The following is an 18035-nucleotide window of genomic DNA, read 5'->3' as shown; positions in this document are numbered from 1 at the left end:
TTGAAGGGGGACTTCTTTCATGGCAGAAAAAACAAAAAAAACATATGATAAAGCAGTCGCTGATTTTATCAAAGCGAACAAACCCAAAGGACAAGTCGTTTACGATGAATTGTCTAATCAACTAGCAACACCTTATTCATTAGATGCAGACGGTATGGATAAATTGATCCAAAAAGTCGAAGATGCAGGGATCAGTGTGGTGGATGAAAACGGAGATCCGTCTGTCCACAGCTTGAAGAGCGCGGAGAAAAAAGAAAAGACGCAGCCTCAAGAAGATCTATCTGCACCAACTGGTGTAAAAATCAATGATCCAGTCCGTATGTATTTGAAAGAGATCGGCCGTGTACCATTACTGACTGCTGAAGAAGAAGTGGAATTAGCCCTGAAAATCGAAGAAGGAGATCAGGAAGCGAAACAACGTCTGGCAGAAGCCAATCTACGTCTGGTCGTAAGTATTGCCAAACGTTATGTTGGTCGTGGTATGCAGTTCCTTGATTTAATTCAAGAAGGAAACATGGGCTTGATGAAAGCTGTTGAAAAATTTGATTACCGCAAAGGATTCAAATTTTCTACCTATGCCACTTGGTGGATCCGTCAAGCGATCACACGTGCGATTGCTGACCAAGCAAGAACGATCCGGATTCCAGTTCATATGGTAGAAACGATCAATAAGCTGATTCGTATTCAACGTCAATTACTCCAAGATTTAGGTAGAGAACCGACACCGGAAGAAATTGGTGCGGAAATGGATCTACCGACTGAAAAAGTTCGTGAGATCTTAAAAATCGCTCAAGAACCAGTTTCGCTTGAAACGCCGATCGGGGAAGAAGACGATTCTCACTTAGGAGATTTCATCGAAGATCAAGAAGCGACTAGTCCAGCAGAACATGCAGCGTATGAATTGTTAAAAGAACAGTTGGAAGATGTGTTGGACACATTGACTGACCGTGAAGAAAATGTTTTACGTCTGCGTTTTGGGATCGACGATGGTCGTACCAGAACACTGGAAGAGGTTGGGAAAGTCTTTGGTGTAACGAGAGAACGTATTCGTCAAATCGAAGCAAAAGCCTTGAGAAAACTTCGCCATCCATCCCGTTCTAAACAATTGAAAGACTTTTTAGAATAAGGTTAAATAAAGACTTTTAAAAGTTATTCCAGACTTTTAGAAGTCTTTTTCTTGAAAAATATCCTTTTGCAGCCGCTCACCACGAGGTGCATGTGTCTTTTTTGTGATTGGATTTCAATGTGAACTTAATAAAAAAGTAATCTCTTTAGTATTGGCTAACTTTTCAATGTATGGTAGATTATTTTTTGAGAAAGTAAAAGGAGCCGGAGATAGACTGATGAATAAATGCCCAAAGTGCGATTTTGAATTGAAAGAAGATCAAACGATTTGTCCGAATTGCGGCGCTGAGCTGAATAAAGAAGACATCGTTAAAGGATCAGAAGAAATAAATGAAGCAACATCTGAAACACCAGTAAATGATAATATCAAATGGTCTGACTATCAGGATGTACCGTTAGGTTCTGTAATGGAGCATTTCTCAGAGCTTCATGAAGAAGACGGTGAAGGTGATGACTCGGCGGAATCTGAAGAAAGTTCGATTTTAGCAGATTATATTCGCCAGCATAAAGAAGCACATCAAAAAGAAGCTGATGAACAAGCTGAAACGACCGTTGAACAGGATGGATCAGAGTCTGATGACTTAGAGGAAGCAATCAGTGTTGAAGAAACTGCTCCTGTTGAATCAGACGTACAAGAAGAACCTGAACAGGAAACGCAGGAAGAAGCTTCAGAAGAACCTGTTGTTGTCCCTTTTGATACTGTAGAAATGGTTGAGAGTGAGCCTGTAGAGACCGTTACGCCGGTAGAAGAATTACCAGAAACAGAAAAACAAACAGCGCCAAAATCTCCAAAAAAACGCAGTAAGAAAACCTACTTTATTGCTGCAGCGGCAGCGCTGGTTCTTGCTGGAGGAGGTTGGATCTATTATGATCAACAGCAGAAAGCTGAAGCAGCCCGTCAGGAACAGTTGCGGATCGAAGGAGCGGTCGCTCAGATCGACAGCGATTTGGATGCCTTTTTCCTAGATGAAGACCAGCAATTTATCGTTCCTGGAAAAACAGCGGATGAGATTGCAGCAGTGATGGCAGAACTGGAAAACTATTCCAATGAGGAAGCCTATGAAGAGTTAGTTGCTAAAGGACAAAAGATTCAAGTGAAAATTGCAGTCCTTGACCAGTTGAACAGTTACTTCACTGAACCAGTGATCGTTGGTGACCAATTGCAGGAAAATGCTCATATCAAGGAAGATAGCACAGTCGATATGGCTTTGCTTTCTGAAGAAAATGCCTTTTCAAGTTTAGTCAACCAAGCAATCGAACAAGGTAAAAAAGAGTCAGAGCAGTTGTTGGCAACTGAAAAAACAGTCCAGTCACTGTTAGCTGGTTATCAAGACAACAAACTAAGTGACGCTGTGAGCCGAGACGACTTTGAAAATGCCAAAGAAGAAGTTGAATCACTCTTTGACAGTGCGGAAAAAGAAGATTTCCTTGCGAAGATCTCAACCGTTGAAAATGCCTTGAATGCAAGAGAGGCTGAACAACAGGCCGCAGCTGAACGTGCTGAGCAAGAACGTGCAGCTGCCCAGCGAGCTGCTCAAGAAAATGCGAATCAAGCAAGCAGCAATTCTGGCAGTCAGACAGCGTCTCCTTCTTCCAATGAAGGACAAGAGATCTTGAGCCGTAATACACCAAAAAATAGCAACAATCAACCGATCATCTCTTCGCGTCAAAGTGATATCAATGATGCGAACAATCCAGCATGGAATTGGGCACCGGGAGTTTATGATGACGTGATCCGTACCTCGATCGAACGTGGTTATATCGTAGAAGGTGGCTATAAACTGGAACGTGTGAGAATAGAAAATGGGGAAGGTTATTATAATTTATATGCAACCAACACCAAGTCATCATTGATGAGCGGTATTTCAGAATCTGCTTTACCAATGTATCTGTTTACGATCAATTGTAAAACTGGATTCTTCCGTGGGAACGGAAATGACTAAAGAAATCTAAAAGAAGACCTTGTCTCTCCCTTTGATTTTCGATATGATATACAAATATATCAGTCGAAAGTCAAAGGGGGATTTTTTTGCAAGAAGAAAAATACGAAAGCTTTCTGGATGGGGTAAAGGCTTGTGTTCCAACGATCTTAGGTTATGCCGGGATCGGTTTTGCTATGGGAGTCGTTGGTAAGGGTGTAGGACTCTCTATTCTTGAAGTCTTATTCATGTCGGTCTTTGTTTATGCAGGAAGTGCACAATTTATTATATGTGGTTTACTGGCGATCCAAGCACCGATTTCTTCAATTATTGTGACTGTTTTTCTAGTAAATTTGCGTCATTTGTTAATGAGTCTGTCCGTTGCACCTGCTTTTCGTCAATACAGCATGCTGGGTAATATCGGGATCGGTACATTGCTGACAGATGAATCCTACGGGGTGCTAACAACAGCTTTGCAAAATAAAAAGCAGCCTACATTAAGCTGGATGAACGGTTTGAATGTACTTGCTTATCTTTCTTGGATCGTTGCGACAGTCCTAGGAGCGATGCTTGGAGAGTTTATTCCGGATCCAGAGTTATTTGGTTTAGATTTTGCTTTAGTTGCGATGTTTTTGGGCTTGTTTTTATTTCAGATCGAGCGTCCATTGAAGAAAAGAACGAAGCAGACACTGATCGTTTTGGCCAGCGTGATGGTTAGTTTGTACGTTGGTATGTGGTGGACAACACCAGAAGTTGCCGTGATCGCTGCCACGTTGATTGGTTGCTTGGTAGGGGTGGTGACACATAATGAGTAGTACATTTTTATTGATGATTGCTGGTTGCTTTGTCGTTACTTGGTTACCACGGATATTGCCCTTTGTTTTTGCTAAAAAACTGGAGTTTCCAGAAAAGTTGCACTTATTTTTAAGTTATTTGCCAATTTGTATTTTAGGTGCGTTGTTGTTCCAAAGTATCTTGTCTGTACAGGAAGGTAGACCGCCTGTCTTAAAATTTCAAGAAACCTTGGCATGTATTCCCACATTGATCGTGGGTTATTATACGAAAGATTTGATGAAGATCGTGATTACAGGTATTATTACTATAGCGGTCATCCGTTTAGTACTTTAAATCGAGACTTCCAAAGGAGAAGGAAAATGAATGAGTTATTAGCATCCGTATTTAGCGGATTGATTATTGATGAAAATGAAGAGAATTATTTTATTCAAAAAAATGGGTTGACCTTTAAATTAGCAAAAACAGAAGGCGAACATACCCTAGGGGAAGCAGTTGAAGGCTTTGGTTATCAGAATCAAAAACAAGAGCTACGTTTTACAACAGAGATCCCCAAAAGTCGTAAAGGACATTATGCCTTTGGTGAAGTGACAGACAGTCGTCGTGATCTAGGAGTCTTTGTTAATATCGGTTTAACTGATAAAGATGTCGTAGTTTCACTAGATGAGTTGCCTACCATGAGAGAGTTGTGGCCAAAAAAAGGAGATCGTGTCATGATCTCGCTACGTGTGGACCATAAAGACCGCATCTGGGCTAGCTTGGCTGATGAGAAAATTTTTCAGGCATTGAGCAAACGTGGAGGAGACACTCTTAAAAACCAAGACATCACAGGGACTGTTTATCGTTTGAAAATCGTTGGGACATATATTTTGACGGATGATTTCTATATTGGTTTTATCCATCCCTCAGAACGTTTCCAAGAACCACGCTTAGGTGAACAGGTTACTGGTCGTGTGATCGGGATTCGTCCAGACGGTGTACTGAATCTTTCCTTGAAGCCTCGTGCGCATGAAGCGATCGGAGACGATGCGGCGATGATCATCGCCTTTCTGGAACGTGCACCTGAGAATCAAATGAACTATACAGATAAATCATCACCTGAAGAAATCAAACAAATGTTTGGAATCAGCAAAGGTCAGTTCAAAAGAGCCTTGGGAAATCTAATGAAACAGCGATTGATCGAGCAAAAAGATGGAATCACAAAATTAATCAAGAAATCTAATTGAGAATGCTTGTATAATTTTTGAATCTATTTTATAATTATTTTAATGTTTTTCGCGGTTTATATTGATTAGATTAGAATGATTATAAATAAGGTGGAGGGTTCTATGAATACAGTTGAAGCATTGAAAAAAACAAAAAAACAACTCCATGATTCCGGTTTTAAATTAACGCCTCAAAGAGAAGCAACGTTACTTGTGTTATTAGAAAATGAAAAAGACCATTTATCCGCAGAAGAAATCTATTTCTTTGTCAAACAAAAAAATTCTGATATTGGTTTGGCGACAGTCTACAGAACGCTGGAAATTTTGACAGAACTGAAGATCGTTGACAAAATCAGTTTCGATGATGGCGTCGCCCGCTATGATCTTCGTAAAGAAGGCGCCAAGCATTTTCATCATCATCTATTATGTTTGGAATGTGGCAGTATTGAAGAGATCGAAGAGGATCTGCTGGGCAGTGTCGAAGAAATCGTCGAACAGCGATTCCACTTTCTAATCAAAGATCATCGATTGACTTTTCATGGCATCTGTCAAAGCTGTCAAGAGAAAGAAGCAAAGGCTGAGGCTTAATTCCTCAGCCTTTTTTAGGTGCAGTGAGTTTTTTATGTAAACTAGAGGAGAATCCCTGTTCTTCACTAGCAGAATTTGTTATGATAGGTGAGGCGAAAGTGAGTGAAGAGAAGATGGAAGAGCACGTACTGGATTATTTACATTTTTTGACGATTGAACGCGGACTCGCACAAAATACGAGAAAGAGCTATCAACGGGATTTAGAAAAGTATTTAGCGTTTCTGAAGAAAAAGGGGATCAAAGAATGGCAAGCAGTCGACCGCTTTGTCGTGGTTCAATTTTTACAAGAATTACAGGAAGAAAAAAAATCTCCAGCTACGATCACCCGTATGGTTACCAGTTTGCGTCGTTTTCATCAATTTCTTCGCCAAGAACGATTCACCGACCATGATCCGATGCAGCACATCGATTCACCCAAAAAGGTCCAAAAGCTGCCGGATACTTTAAGTTTGCAGGAAGTCGAACAGCTGATCGAAACACCAGATACGAAAGAAATTTTAGGGATTCGCGACCGAGCGATCCTTGAAGTCATGTATGCTACGGGCTTACGAGTCAGCGAATTGATTGGATTAAAATTAAATGATCTGCATTTGAGTATGGGCTTATTGCAGACGCTGGGTAAGGGCGACAAAGAACGGATCGTTCCTTTGGGAGATTTAGCGATTCAGTGGATCGAATGTTATTTAGAGGAATCACGACCGCTACTGACATCGAAACGACCAGAAGAAACGCATTTGTTTGTCAATAATCATGGCAAAGGCTTGTCACGTCAAGGAATCTGGAAGAACTTGAAGGCTCTTGTTCGCAAAGCAGGTATCCATAAAAATGTAACGCCGCATACCTTGCGTCATAGCTTTGCGACGCATTTGCTAGAAAACGGGGCAGATTTGCGAACGGTTCAGGAACTGCTGGGACATGCGGACATCTCGACCACACAAATTTATACACACATTACGAAAAAACGAATGACAGAAGTCTATAAACAACATTTTCCTCGAGCATAAAGGAAGGGAACTATGGAAGAAATCAAAATTAAACTGGATGTATTCGAAGGTCCGCTGGATCTATTGCTACATTTGATTCGTTCTCTGGAGATCGATATTTATGACATTCCGATCGCTGAAGTAACGGAACAGTATATGAACTATATCCACGCGATGAAAACACTCGAACTGGAAGTTGCAGGTGAATATTTGGTGATGGCTGCAACCTTGATGGCGATCAAAAGCCAAATGCTGTTGCCAAAACAAGAGCTAGAAGACGACTACGATGAAGTCTACGAGGAAGATCCTCGGGATGCACTCGTTGCGCAACTGCTGGAATATCGAAAATACAAATATGCGGCGGATCGTTTGCTGGAAAAAGCGGAAGAACGCAGTCTTTATTTTACCAAAGACCCCATGGATGTCGATGACTACAAAGAAGAGGAACCAGCACTGGAAAAGGATCGCTTGAATGCAATCGATCTGTTTTTGGCCTTTCACAATATGCTGGCGAAAAAGAAAAAACGGCAGGTCATCGAAACTACGATTCGTGCAGATGAAAGCAGTATTGAAGAAAAAATGAAGCAGATCGAAACACAGTTACTTCAATCGACTTCAGGTAGAACACTGGATTCATTTTTCGTTGAATTCAGTAGACCTGAGATCGTGATCACTTTTATGGCATTATTGGAATTGATGAAAAATGGAAAAATCAAGGTGGAGCAGGAAGAAAATTACGAAACGATCCTGTTGTATCCTGTAGGAGAGGTACATGAGTAAGTTAAGTGAACTAGAAGCAGTTCTTTTTGTAGTAGGAGATGAGGGAATCGGTCTGGAGGAGTTGAGCTACCTGTTGGAGAATCCGACCGCACAGATCTATCAGTGGATCCAAGAGCTGAATCAAAAATATCAGGAGACTGCAGCGTCTTCTTTGAATATTTTAGAAGTCGGCAATCATTTTGTCCTAACGACCAAAAAGGAATTTGCACCATTATTAAAAAAATATGCGCAATCCCCAATGTCTGGCAGATTGTCGCAGGCGGCGCTGGAAACTTTGGCGATCATCGCCTATAAGCAACCGATCACTCGTATGGAGATCGATGAAATCAGAGGGGTTCAATCTGCAGGCTCAGTCCAAAAATTGGCTGCTCGTCAGCTGATCGAGGAAAAAGGACGAGTGGAAGGACCAGGACGAGCGATTCTTTACGGAACAACGAATTACTTTATGGACTATTTCGGTTTGAAAACAATGGAAGATCTGCCTGATATCCAGTCAATGGAAGATGATCTGGCAGAAGAGTTGCCAACAGATTTATTTTTTGATCGATATCAAGAAGCAGTAGAAGAAGGAGAAGAATAGATGGAAAGACTACAAAAAGTGATTGCCCATGCCGGCATCGCTTCAAGAAGAAAAGCAGAAACGTATATTACTGATGGCCGGGTCAAGGTCAATGGCAAAGTGGTTAGAGAATTGGGAACCCAAGTCGGTGCAAAGGATCGTATCGAGGTAGACGATGTACCGATCTATCAGGAAGAACCGGTCTACTATTTGTTCTATAAGCCTAGAGGTGTGATCTCAGCAGTCACTGATGATAAAAATCGGAAAGTCGTTGTTGATTATCTATCAGATGTACCTGAGCGTATCTATCCTGTAGGGCGTCTGGACTATGATACTTCTGGATTACTTTTATTATCCAATGATGGTGATTTTTCACAAAAACTGACCCATCCCAAGCATGAAGTCGATAAGGTATATGTAGCAAAAGTCAAAGGTGTGGCAGACAAGAAAACGTTACTGCCAGTGACGCGTGGCATGCGTATCGAGGGCAAGAAATTGGCTCCGGCACGCTTTGAGATTTTGTCGACAGATGTCAAAGCCCAGACGAGCATTGTCCAGTTGACGATCCATGAAGGAAGAAACCACCAAGTAAAAAATATGCTAAAAGCTGTGGGGCTACCTGTTCAAAAGCTGAAACGCGAAAAATACGGTGAATTGACCCTGGCTGGTTTACGCCCAGGGGAGTACCGTGAATTGAACAAAAAAGAAGTGACCCAGCTCTTAAAAAAGTCAAAAAAATAATTTTTAAACAAAATAGTTGAAACTATTCAACAATCATGTATAATTAAAGTTGTACAAAAAATTAATAAAGGTTCGTCTTCAGGGGCAGGGTGTGATTCCCGACCGGTGGTAATAGTCCACGAACTACTTGTTTTCAGGTGGTTGAATCGGTGTAATTCCGATACCGACAGTATAGTCTGGATAAAGAAGATAGGGCGTATTTGATTTGTCTAATTTTGTTAATTAGCAAAATACCCTATTTTTCCCCATGGAAAAATAGGGTATTTTTTTCATATTTGGTACCGATATGAAAAAACAGCAAAAAGAGAAATTTAATAGGTTCGTTTGAAGATGGGTCCTTACTTTACCTAGGAGGATTTGTTATGAACAACAAAGTACAAAAAATGGTTTCTATTGCTTTATTTGCATCAATGGGTTTGGTGTTGCAGTATGTCGCGTTTCCGATCATTCCAATGTTTGAATTCTTAAAGGTCGATTTCAGTGATATTCCGGTTATGCTGAGCATGTTTTTGTTTGGCCCAGTAGCGGGTATCGTTACCGCATTCCTGCGGTCATCCTTACATTTGCTAACAACGGGTTTATCGGCACCGAATATGGTGGGCGATGTAGCAAGTTTCATTGCGACGACCGTCTTTACCTTGCCGATGTATTATTTCTTCAATAAAAGTTATAAATCCAGCTATAAAATTTCTGGCGTAGTCTCTGGAATTCTTTCCATGAGCATCGTCATGAGTATAGCGAATTATTTTGTGATCACCCCGCTGTATCTATTTTTCTTTAATGTTGGTGCAGATAACTTTTTAGGGATGCCACTAGCGAATTATGTCGTGATGGGAATTTTGCCCTTCAATTTGATCAAAGGAACCATCGTCAGCGTAGTTTTCTTGATTTTACATGCAAAATTACTACCATGGCTCTCAAAAAAACAATCATTCATTGAACAACGAACATTTTCTAAATAAAACAAAGGACATTTCGTTTTTTGCGAAATGTCCTTTTCTTATCCTTTTAAATACAGAACTAGTCTGCTGAGAAATTTTGTAGCTCTTCGGGAGATTTATGATACCATGTTATCAGACAATCGAAGAACTCAAATCTGTCAATTTTGCGTATTTTCTTTAAAAAGAGTCTAGGATTCTAGCAAGATCGCACGGACGGGACATTTTTTGTAGGCTGCTAAAACAGCTGCTTGCTCATTTTCTTGAACAAATTGCTGTCGTGCTTCAGGCTCTTGGGCAAACAAAACAAGCCCTTCTTCGTCATAATCAAAAATATCTGGTGCATAGACATTGCATAGACCACAAGCGATGCAGCGTTCAGGTACGATTTTACATAATTGAGACATGTTGTCACTCACTTTCTGGAGGTTACTATGAATGCATTTATTTTATCCTTGTTTTCTAAAGAAGACAAGCTCAAGCCTAGCACGCTCTATCAGATCCTTATCGGAAAGCGAACTTCCTCGGTGTTGACTTACGCTTTTTTTCATGACTTACTGCACCTCTCTGCGGCATTTCCTCAACTTTCTGAAGAAAAATTTGATGCGAGACTGCAGACGCTGATAAAAGCTGGGAAATTAGAAGAAACCGAAGACGGACTCTTACTTGTCGCAGTACAAAGAGAAGGGACGACACTGCCTGATTTCAAGGAAGTTGATTTTTTCCGTTTTGGGCGCAAAGAGACCGAGTGCTGGCGTCTCGTCCAATTCTTAGTACAGGCGGTCTCTTATTTGGATAAAGCGCAGCAATATGTCCCTTTGGAGAGCAGTCCTTTTTATATCGAAAGGGTTCGGTTATTTATTCATCAGTATCGGGAGGAATTGTCAACAAGCCTTTTTGAGGAGTTGACTGTCTTGTTTTCAAATTTAGGACAAGACAAAGCAGATTTTCTGGCAAATACACTGACGGGCGATCAACAGAACGGATCAGCTTTTTTTCAGTTGTTGCCGGAAGCTTCTCGAAAAGAACCTTATGCGACATTAGCGATCGCCAGTGCCACACACAGCTTTTTCAGAGAGTTGCTCCAGCATAAGCATTTCTTACTCTATCACTTTTTGCGACCTATTTTATTGCAAAATGTCAATCACAGTATGCTTCAAACAAGAAAGTTGTTTCAACAAGGCTATACTTTTGAGCAAGTCAAGCAGAGACGTCGATTGAAGCAAGGAACGATTCAGGATCATATCATTGAGTGGGCTTTGCTGGATGAGGATTTTCCCTTTGACCTATTTTTACCAGATTCAACACAATGGTCAGAGCTACCAAAGGATTCATGGAAGTACAGCTATAAAACATTGGTTTCATCGTATGATCTGAGCTTTTTGGAGATTCGTTTGTGTCAGATATGGAAGAGGAGAGAAGCATGTTAGAACAAGCCCTGCAACAGTATTTTGGCTACGATCAGTTTCGTACCGGTCAAAAAGAAGTCATTACTAGCCTACTCGATGAACACGATACCCTGGCTGTCTTGCCGACAGGGAATGGAAAAAGCCTTTGTTATCAGCTGACAGGTTATTTAAAAGAAGGACTGGTCGTGATCGTTTCGCCGTTGATTTCTTTGATGGATGATCAAGTCCTGTCCTTACTGAGATTAGGAGAAAAGCGGGTGATTGCTCTGAACGGTACCTTACAGGCTCAGGAAAAAGAGTTTGTATTAAGACATTTGTCTCGCTACAAATTTCTTTTTCTAAGTCCTGAGATGCTGCTCCAGGAAGCTGTATTGACTCGATTACAACAGCAAACAATCGGTCTATTCGTGATTGATGAAGCGCATTGTGTCTCTCAATGGGGTGTCGATTTTCGACCAGAGTATCGCAATTTAGGTGAAGCCAAAAAAAGACTCGGTTTTCCGCGGACGCTAGCTCTAACTGCCACTGCAACGGCGCAGGTACGACAGGAAATCAAAAAATTACTTTTAGATCATTCGCCAAAAGAGTGGATCTATTCGATGGATCGACCCAATATCGCCTTGCTTGTGCAACCAACAGAAGAGAAGCTAACGGAACTGAGAACGATCCTATCGAAGCAAAACGGTCCAGGAATCATTTATTGTGCCACCAGAAAACAAGTGGAGTTTCTTTATCAGGAGCTGGAGCATGATTTTGCTGTTGGCTACTATCACGGTGGACTGGAAAGTAATCAGCGGCGAATGCTACAGCAGCAATTTTTGGACAATCAACTGCAGTTTCTGATTGCCACCAATGCATTTGGTATGGGGATCAACAAACCTGATATTCGGTTGGTGATTCATTATGAGCTGCCGGACAGCTTAGAAAATTACATGCAGGAGATCGGGCGAGCTGGTCGTGACGGCAAACAAAGCTACGCCCTGCTGCTCTATCAAAAAGGGGACGAGCGGATCCATCGATTTTTACAAAGAACTAGCCAGGAAGAGCGAGAAACCTTTGAATTACGATTACAGCATCAGGCAACCACTTCGTTGACCGACTTGCAGGAAAAATGGCTATCTCAAACCAAAAGAGAAGGTGTAGAGGTCTTTTTGGATCATTTGAAACGCAACGAACAAGAAAAGAACAATCAGCTTCAGGTGATGCTTGCTTATATCGAAGAGAAGGGATGTCGTCGTAAGTATTTACTGAGCTATTTTGAAGAGGGAGACGTTCAACAACCTGAAAAATGCTGTGACAACGAAGGAATTACCCTGCCAGAAAAAACAGAAGCAGTTCAACGATCAAGAAGTATCTTGACGTGGCAAGAGATTTTACTAAAAATGTTTAAAGAAAAAAATTGAAATTGTTTTTTGGAGACATGAACTATTTTCCTATGGTATAATACATCGGAAAGATAGTGGGAGGTTTAGGAAATTGAGTAGAAAAAATAAGAACAATGACGCGCAAGAACCATGGGAACAGCCAATCTATGATACAGAATCAGAAGAGAATCATTCCCGTTCAACACAACGCCGCCAAAAACGAGGAAACAGTGCTTTTTTAACAATCGTTTTAATTTTATTATTCCTGATTATCGCTGTACCGACAGTGGCCGGTTTTTGGGTAATGAATCGTAACAGTCAGCCAGCAACGGTTGAAACAGAGCAAACGTCTAGCAGCACTTTGGAAACGACTTCTTCTACAGTCGAATCTTCTACGTCTGAAAGTGAAACAACTGAATCTTCATCAATCGATGAACCAGAATCAAGTGAAGTAGAAAATGAACCGACTGAACCTGAGACTCCAGAAAGTGAAGATCCAATAGAAGAACCAACGGAGCCAGAGCAAAACGGTGGAGAAGAATATGCGACTGTTCAAGCTGGAGATGGCCCACAACAAGTTGCTGATCGTGCAGGAATCACTGTAGATGAATTGTATCGTTTGAACAACATCGATCCAAACAACTTTATGCTTCATCCAGGAGATCAATTAAGAGTGAAATAAAAAAACCGCTCAGGCGGTTTTTTTTATGGTTTTTTAGATTATAGAATTTAACGGGGAGCGTAGGTATGGAAAAAATCAATATTGCTATCGATGGACCAGCGTCATCAGGCAAAAGTACAGTAGCTAAAATTTTAGCAAAAAACTTTCGTTACATTTATACAGATACAGGAGCGATGTATCGCAGCGTGACTTATCTGGCGATTCAGCACCAAGTTGCTTTTGAAGATGAAGAGCGATTGGTCTCTTTGATCGAGCGTTATCCGATCACTTTTGAGCAGTCTGAAGAGGGACAATTGGTTTTCGTAGACGGTACCGATGTAACAGCAGCCATTCGCCAGCCAGAGGTAACAAACAATGTTTCGACTGTGGCTGCACACAGCAAGGTTCGTCAGCAACTGGTTCGTCAGCAGCAAAAGATCGCTGAAAATGGCGGTGTGGTCATGGATGGTCGTGACATAGGAACGGCCGTTTTGCCGAACGCAAAGGTCAAGATTTTTTTGGTGGCCAGTGTAATCGAACGTGCGGAACGCCGTTTTAAAGAAAATCAGGAAAAAGGTATCGAGACCGATTTCGATACACTGAAAGCAGAAATCGAACAAAGGGATTATCTGGATTCTCATCGAGAGGTTTCACCTTTAAAACAAGCCGAAGATGCTGTACGTATCGATACCACCGGCAAATCGATCACAGAAGTTGTTGCTCGGATCACAGAAGTGGTTCAAGAGAAAACAGGAGGAGTCTAGAATGAAAAAGAATGGTTTGGTTTTAGGATTAGTAGCCAGTCTGCTATTGGTAGGGGGCTGCAGTTCAGCTACGGATACTTCTTCAGATAATACAACCGCCTCTTCTTATTCACAGGCGGAAGCAGAAGAGATCGCTTTGTCCGTTTCCTTAGTGAAGGAAGAAGAAATCATCGAAGAAAAAACAGTGACTGTTACTGCAGGTACGAACTTGATGGAAACGATGAAAGAAAATTTTGATCTGGAAGAAGAAGGCGGAATGATCACTTCGATCAATGGGATCGAGCAGGACACAGAAGACAGTTGGTTCTGGACGTATATGATCAATGATGAAATGGTCAATACAGGAGCAAATGACACCGAGGTTCATGAAGGCGATCAGGTTGTATTCACTTACAGCAAATTTTAAAGAAACAAAGGGAGCAAAAGCGAATGTTGCTTCCTTTGTTTTTTAGGCTCCTTTTTTCTTATGAAGAAAAGATAAATCGGCTGAAATCACGAAAATTCAAGGTTTTTTTCGTAAAAAATATAGAAATCGCTTTATTTTTTAGCCAGAATAGCATAAACTAGAAAGTGTAGTGTATTTTAAAAACAATTGTTGGTTAGGAGGACATATGTTATGACAGAATTAGAAAACAACCACGTAGAAAGTACCAACGAAACAATGGAAGATGCTTTGAACAGCTTTCAGGAAGTGAAAGTTGGAGATATCGTCAAAGGTGAAGTACTAGCCATTGAAGATAAGCAAGCAATCGTTGGGATCGAGGGTGCCGGTGTGGAAGGTGTGGTACCTGCTAAGGAACTATCTACCTTACCTGTAGACGACATCAATGATACGATCAAAGTGGGTGACGTCCTTGATTTAGTAGTAATCTCCGCTATTGGTAAAGATAAAGAAAATGGCAGCTATTTACTTTCTAAACGTCGCTTGGATGCGAAAAAAGTTTGGGAAGATATTGAAAAAGACTTCCAAGAAGGAAAAATCATCGAAGCGCCCGTTACAAATGTTGTCAAAGGCGGTTTAGTTGTGGACGTAGGTGTTCGCGGATTCGTACCGGCTTCCATGGTGGAAGATCACTTCGTAGATGATTTTGAAGGCTATAAAGGTCAAACACTAACATTTAAAATTATAGAGATCGAACCATCTGAAAACCGATTGATCCTTTCTCACAAAGCAGTAGTTGAAACTGAGAAAGAAGCGAAGAAAGCTGAATTGCTTGAATCGATCAAAGAAGGCGACAAAATCGAAGGAACCGTTGCTCGTTTAACTGACTTCGGTGCATTTATTGATCTTGGTGGAATCGATGGACTTGTCCATGTCTCTGAGATTTCTCATGCACACGTAGCAAAACCTAGCGATGTCTTGAAAGTTGGAGATAAAGTTGAGGTCGCTGTCCTTTCAGTAGATCCAACGACAGAACGCGTTTCTCTATCTATCAAAGACACATTGCCTGGACCATGGGCGAACATCGAGGAAAAAGCTGCAAAAGATACAGTGTTAGATGGAACAGTGAAACGTCTAACTAGTTTTGGTGCTTTTGTCGAAGTATTCCCTGGTGTCGAAGGTTTGGTGCACATTTCTCAAATCTCTCACAAACACATTGCTACACCACATGAAGTGTTGAGTGAAGGCGAAGAAGTGCAAGTGAAAGTCTTGGAAGTAAATCCTGACGATCACCGTATTGCATTAAGTATCAAAGCGTTAGAAGAAAAACCTGAGGCTGAAGCTGTTGTTGAGGAAGAGGAAAGCTATGATCTTCCTGAAGAATCTACAGGATTCACTATGGGTGATATTTTAGGCGATGCTTTAAAAGATACAGAAGAGTAATCAAGAGAGCTGCTTTGGCGGCTCTTTTTTTGTTGGTTACGGTCTTTTTCTCTTTTGAGTGAATTCTTTTTCAGAATACTTGCAAGTTCTGATTGCATTCGGTAAACTAGGTAAGGTTAAGAAGTAGCATAGCGAATAATCATTAAGAAACAGCTTGTTTATAAGATAAAGTATTAGAGATTAAAAAATCCGTTCGTTGTGCATAAAGATGGAGGTAAAAAATGGCTAATCCAACGATAGCGATTGTAGGACGTCCGAATGTCGGCAAATCTACAATTTTTAACCGTATTGCAGGTGAACGAATTTCGATTGTAGAAGATACTCCAGGAGTGACACGTGATCGTATTTATGCAACAGGCGAATGGTTAGGAAGAGAATTTAGTATTATTGATACAGGTGGGATCGATTTAGGTGATGAACCGTTCATGGAACAAATCAAGCACCAGGCAGAGATCGCCATTGAAGAAGCAGATGTGATCGTTTTTGTGTCTAGCGCCAAAGAAGGCATCACCGATGCAGATGAGTTAGTCTCTCGTATTTTATACAAGAGCAACAAACCTGTGATCTTGGCGATCAACAAAGTAGACAATCCTGAGATGCGTGCAGAGATCTATGAATTTTACTCACTAGGACTAGGTGAACCGTATCCAGTTTCTGGGAGTCATGGTTTGGGGATCGGAGATGTTTTGGATGAAGCAGTCAAGCATTTTAGTACAGATCAAGAGGAAGAAGACGAATCCATCATCAAATTTAGTTTGATTGGCCGCCCGAATGTAGGGAAGTCGTCATTGATCAATGCGATTTTAGGTGAAGACCGAGTGATCGTTTCTGACATCGAAGGCACGACCCGTGATGCGATCGATACGCATTTTGTCAGCGAAAGCGGTCAAGAGTTCACGATGATCGATACGGCGGGGATGCGCAAGCGTGGGAAAGTCTACGAAAGTACTGAAAAATATAGCGTGATGCGTGCGATGCGTGCGATTGAACGTTCTGATGTCGTCTTGATGGTCTTGAACGCTGAAGAGGGAATTCGCGAGCAGGACAAACGGATCGCTGGTTATGCTCATGAAGAAGGACGAGGAATCATTATTGTCGTCAATAAATGGGATCTGGTAAAGAAAGAAACAAATACGATGCGTGATTTTGAAGAAGAGATTCGTCAAGAATTCCAGTATTTGGACTACGCACCAATCATTTTTGTTTCAGCGATGACGAAACAACGTTTGAGCAAACTCCCAGAAATGATCGAAGAAGTCAGCATGAATCAAAATCTACGTGTGCCATCGGCCTTGTTGAATGATGTGATCATGGATGCTGTTGCGATCAATCCAACACCAACAGACAAAGGAAAACGTTTGAAGATTTTCTATGGAACACAGGTGGCGGTCAAACCACCAACATTTGTTATTTTTGTGAATGAAGAAGAACTGATGCATTTTTCTTACGCGCGTTTCTTAGAGAACCAGATTCGTAAGGCTTTCGTATTTGAAGGGACCCCTATACGGATAATTCCAAGAAGAAGAAAATAACAGATTTTACCATAGTTTTTGTTATTTGACAAAGATAATTGCTGTTTCTTGAATTTTTCTTGAAACATTTAAAAAAAATAAGTCAAGAGTGTTAAATCCCTTGATATTATAAGGTTCTTGTGATAACGTTATATCAGAATATTGATAGATGATAATCAATATTTGTCATACGACTTGGACCACTCAAGTTCTTATGATTGATGTGAGACATCATAACAATTTTCAGGAGGTGAAACCATCCATGGCAAACAAAGCAGAATTAATCGAAAAAGTTGCAGCGGCTACTGATTTGACTAAGAAAGATGCAACTGCGGCAGTTGACGCTGTATTTTCAACTATTCAAGACGCTTTAGCTAACGGTGAAAAAGTTCAATTGATCGGTTTTGGTAACTTCGAAGTACGCTCTCGTGCAGAACGTAAAGGACGTAACCCACAAACTGGCGAAGAAATTAAAATCCCTGCAAGCAAAGTACCTGCATTCAAACCAGGTAAAGCATTGAAAGACGCTGTTAAATAAGACAGTTTTTTGAAAGCCCTCGAGAAATCGGGGGTTTTTTTATTTTTCCTAGAAAGAGTAGTTAACGAGCATCATAAGGAAGCGAAACACTCAAATTTATTAAGCTATTATACTAGATATGGTATATATATCGATATTGAATCATGTTAAACTATTTATATTGACGAAATTTTGTACTATTAAATTAAATACGCAATAAATTAGTACACTAGTGTTGCATTAAAATTATAACCTATTCCATGAAACAAAAAAATCCTTTATACTAGCACTTGGATGACTTATCCAAGACCAATAAAAAGGACCAAAGCATGGATAAGTATAAAACAAATTCTG

The 18035-nt window shown here is 40.8% G+C and carries 20 protein-coding genes and 1 riboswitch; of the genes, 19 read left to right on the top strand and 1 reads right to left on the bottom strand.

Annotation, left to right across the window (positions count from 1 at the left end; genetic code table 11):
- Positions 1-19: 19 nt before the first annotated feature.
- The 11 genes from rpoD to ACWODM_RS10195 all read left to right on the top strand — a co-directional run bounded on the left by rpoD (position 20) and on the right by ACWODM_RS10195 (position 9654).
- Entirely contained in the window at positions 20-1126 is a 1107-nt protein-coding gene (gene rpoD / locus ACWODM_RS10245) for an RNA polymerase sigma factor RpoD (RefSeq protein ID WP_455321283.1), read from the top strand.
- 217 nt (positions 1127-1343) lie between these two features.
- Complete coding sequence (locus ACWODM_RS10240) at positions 1344-3068, top strand: cell division site-positioning protein MapZ family protein (RefSeq protein ID WP_455321282.1); 1725 nt, start codon at positions 1344-1346, stop codon at positions 3066-3068.
- 86 nt (positions 3069-3154) lie between these two features.
- Positions 3155-3859 (top strand): AzlC family ABC transporter permease, encoded by a 705-nt coding sequence (locus ACWODM_RS10235; protein ID WP_455321281.1) that lies wholly within the window; start codon positions 3155-3157, stop codon positions 3857-3859.
- On the top strand, positions 3852-4172 hold the full coding sequence (locus tag ACWODM_RS10230; RefSeq protein WP_455321280.1) for an AzlD domain-containing protein: 321 nt from the start codon (positions 3852-3854) through the stop codon (positions 4170-4172). The genes ACWODM_RS10235 and ACWODM_RS10230 overlap by 8 nt, the downstream gene beginning before the upstream one ends.
- Before the next feature lie 26 nt (positions 4173-4198).
- On the top strand, positions 4199-5062 hold the full coding sequence (locus tag ACWODM_RS10225; RefSeq protein WP_455321279.1) for a CvfB family protein: 864 nt from the start codon (positions 4199-4201) through the stop codon (positions 5060-5062).
- Between the two features lie 102 nt (positions 5063-5164).
- The gene (gene fur / locus ACWODM_RS10220) at positions 5165-5629 is read left to right on the top strand and encodes a ferric iron uptake transcriptional regulator (RefSeq protein ID WP_455321278.1); all 465 of its coding nucleotides are present in this window, start codon (positions 5165-5167) and stop codon (positions 5627-5629) included.
- Positions 5630-5742: 113 nt separating this feature from the next.
- Positions 5743-6633, top strand: coding sequence for a site-specific tyrosine recombinase XerD (gene xerD, locus ACWODM_RS10215; protein WP_455321326.1), 891 nt, complete (start codon positions 5743-5745; stop codon positions 6631-6633).
- Positions 6634-6645: 12 nt separating this feature from the next.
- Complete coding sequence (locus tag ACWODM_RS10210; RefSeq protein ID WP_455321277.1) at positions 6646-7392, top strand: segregation/condensation protein A; 747 nt, start codon at positions 6646-6648, stop codon at positions 7390-7392.
- The gene (gene scpB / locus ACWODM_RS10205; RefSeq protein ID WP_455321276.1) at positions 7385-7972 is read left to right on the top strand and encodes an SMC-Scp complex subunit ScpB; all 588 of its coding nucleotides are present in this window, start codon (positions 7385-7387) and stop codon (positions 7970-7972) included. The genes ACWODM_RS10210 and scpB overlap by 8 nt, the downstream gene beginning before the upstream one ends.
- Positions 7973-8692: a pseudouridine synthase gene (locus ACWODM_RS10200; protein ID WP_455321275.1), complete on the top strand. Its 720-nt coding sequence runs from the start codon at positions 7973-7975 to the stop codon at positions 8690-8692.
- Between the two features lie 70 nt (positions 8693-8762).
- Positions 8763-8887: riboswitch (FMN riboswitch) on the top strand.
- Between the two features lie 167 nt (positions 8888-9054).
- Positions 9055-9654, top strand: coding sequence for an ECF transporter S component (locus tag ACWODM_RS10195; protein ID WP_455321274.1), 600 nt, complete (start codon positions 9055-9057; stop codon positions 9652-9654).
- A 167-nt stretch (positions 9655-9821) separates the two neighbouring features.
- On the opposite strand, the gene ACWODM_RS10190 is transcribed toward ACWODM_RS10195, so the two are convergent.
- The gene (locus ACWODM_RS10190; RefSeq protein WP_455321273.1) at positions 9822-10037 is read right to left on the bottom strand and encodes a ferredoxin; all 216 of its coding nucleotides are present in this window, start codon (positions 10035-10037) and stop codon (positions 9822-9824) included.
- Between the two features lie 27 nt (positions 10038-10064).
- Here ACWODM_RS10190 and ACWODM_RS10185 point away from each other — a divergent pair, with 27 nt between their 5' ends.
- From ACWODM_RS10185 to ACWODM_RS10150, 8 genes are all read left to right on the top strand, one after another.
- Entirely contained in the window at positions 10065-11060 is a 996-nt protein-coding gene (locus tag ACWODM_RS10185; RefSeq protein ID WP_455321272.1) for a helix-turn-helix domain-containing protein, read from the top strand.
- On the top strand, positions 11054-12442 hold the full coding sequence (locus ACWODM_RS10180) for a RecQ family ATP-dependent DNA helicase (RefSeq protein WP_455321271.1): 1389 nt from the start codon (positions 11054-11056) through the stop codon (positions 12440-12442). The genes ACWODM_RS10185 and ACWODM_RS10180 overlap by 7 nt, the downstream gene beginning before the upstream one ends.
- A 73-nt stretch (positions 12443-12515) precedes the next feature.
- The gene (locus tag ACWODM_RS10175) at positions 12516-13085 is read left to right on the top strand and encodes an SAG1386/EF1546 family surface-associated protein (RefSeq protein WP_455321270.1); all 570 of its coding nucleotides are present in this window, start codon (positions 12516-12518) and stop codon (positions 13083-13085) included.
- A 65-nt stretch (positions 13086-13150) separates the two neighbouring features.
- On the top strand, positions 13151-13828 hold the full coding sequence (gene cmk, locus ACWODM_RS10170) for a (d)CMP kinase (protein WP_455321269.1): 678 nt from the start codon (positions 13151-13153) through the stop codon (positions 13826-13828).
- A 1-nt stretch (position 13829) separates the two neighbouring features.
- The gene (locus ACWODM_RS10165; RefSeq protein WP_455321268.1) at positions 13830-14234 is read left to right on the top strand and encodes a DUF4430 domain-containing protein; all 405 of its coding nucleotides are present in this window, start codon (positions 13830-13832) and stop codon (positions 14232-14234) included.
- A 210-nt stretch (positions 14235-14444) separates the two neighbouring features.
- A complete protein-coding gene (gene rpsA, locus ACWODM_RS10160; protein ID WP_455321267.1) occupies positions 14445-15653 on the top strand; it encodes a 30S ribosomal protein S1 in 1209 nt (402 codons plus the stop codon).
- Positions 15654-15874: 221 nt separating this feature from the next.
- Positions 15875-17185 carry a ribosome biogenesis GTPase Der gene (gene der / locus ACWODM_RS10155; protein ID WP_455321266.1) on the top strand — a complete coding sequence of 437 codons (1311 nt, stop codon included), beginning with the start codon at positions 15875-15877 and terminating at the stop codon, positions 17183-17185.
- Positions 17186-17426: 241 nt separating this feature from the next.
- Positions 17427-17702: an HU family DNA-binding protein gene (locus ACWODM_RS10150; RefSeq protein WP_003126821.1), complete on the top strand. Its 276-nt coding sequence runs from the start codon at positions 17427-17429 to the stop codon at positions 17700-17702.
- Positions 17703-18035 lie beyond the last annotated feature (333 nt).

It is taken from the genome of Enterococcus olivae, from assembly GCF_053760925.1.
The sequence above is the reverse complement of the archived record's forward strand: the minus strand, read 5'-3'. Positions and strand labels throughout refer to the sequence as shown.

What these genes read in the sequence shown, in the direction of transcription:
- ACWODM_RS10230 (WP_455321280.1), top strand. Translation starts at nt 3,852, where the DNA reads ATGAGTAGTACATTTTTATTGATGATTGCTGGTTGCTTTGTCGTTACT.
- fur (WP_455321278.1), top strand. Translation starts at nt 5,165, where the DNA reads ATGAATACAGTTGAAGCATTGAAAAAAACAAAAAAACAACTCCATGAT.
- rpsA (WP_455321267.1), top strand. Translation starts at nt 14,445, where the DNA reads ATGACAGAATTAGAAAACAACCACGTAGAAAGTACCAACGAAACAATG.
- ACWODM_RS10240 (WP_455321282.1), top strand. Translation starts at nt 1,344, where the DNA reads ATGAATAAATGCCCAAAGTGCGATTTTGAATTGAAAGAAGATCAAACG.
- rpoD (WP_455321283.1), top strand. Translation starts at nt 20, where the DNA reads ATGGCAGAAAAAACAAAAAAAACATATGATAAAGCAGTCGCTGATTTT.
- ACWODM_RS10210 (WP_455321277.1), top strand. Translation starts at nt 6,646, where the DNA reads ATGGAAGAAATCAAAATTAAACTGGATGTATTCGAAGGTCCGCTGGAT.
- ACWODM_RS10165 (WP_455321268.1), top strand. Translation starts at nt 13,830, where the DNA reads ATGAAAAAGAATGGTTTGGTTTTAGGATTAGTAGCCAGTCTGCTATTG.
- ACWODM_RS10195 (WP_455321274.1), top strand. Translation starts at nt 9,055, where the DNA reads ATGAACAACAAAGTACAAAAAATGGTTTCTATTGCTTTATTTGCATCA.
- cmk (WP_455321269.1), top strand. Translation starts at nt 13,151, where the DNA reads ATGGAAAAAATCAATATTGCTATCGATGGACCAGCGTCATCAGGCAAA.
- ACWODM_RS10185 (WP_455321272.1), top strand. Translation starts at nt 10,065, where the DNA reads ATGAATGCATTTATTTTATCCTTGTTTTCTAAAGAAGACAAGCTCAAG.
- ACWODM_RS10190 (WP_455321273.1), bottom strand. Translation starts at nt 10,037, where the DNA reads ATGTCTCAATTATGTAAAATCGTACCTGAACGCTGCATCGCTTGTGGT.
- ACWODM_RS10200 (WP_455321275.1), top strand. Translation starts at nt 7,973, where the DNA reads ATGGAAAGACTACAAAAAGTGATTGCCCATGCCGGCATCGCTTCAAGA.
- ACWODM_RS10225 (WP_455321279.1), top strand. Translation starts at nt 4,199, where the DNA reads ATGAATGAGTTATTAGCATCCGTATTTAGCGGATTGATTATTGATGAA.
- xerD (WP_455321326.1), top strand. Translation starts at nt 5,743, where the DNA reads ATGGAAGAGCACGTACTGGATTATTTACATTTTTTGACGATTGAACGC.
- der (WP_455321266.1), top strand. Translation starts at nt 15,875, where the DNA reads ATGGCTAATCCAACGATAGCGATTGTAGGACGTCCGAATGTCGGCAAA.
- ACWODM_RS10180 (WP_455321271.1), top strand. Translation starts at nt 11,054, where the DNA reads ATGTTAGAACAAGCCCTGCAACAGTATTTTGGCTACGATCAGTTTCGT.
- ACWODM_RS10150 (WP_003126821.1), top strand. Translation starts at nt 17,427, where the DNA reads ATGGCAAACAAAGCAGAATTAATCGAAAAAGTTGCAGCGGCTACTGAT.
- scpB (WP_455321276.1), top strand. Translation starts at nt 7,385, where the DNA reads ATGAGTAAGTTAAGTGAACTAGAAGCAGTTCTTTTTGTAGTAGGAGAT.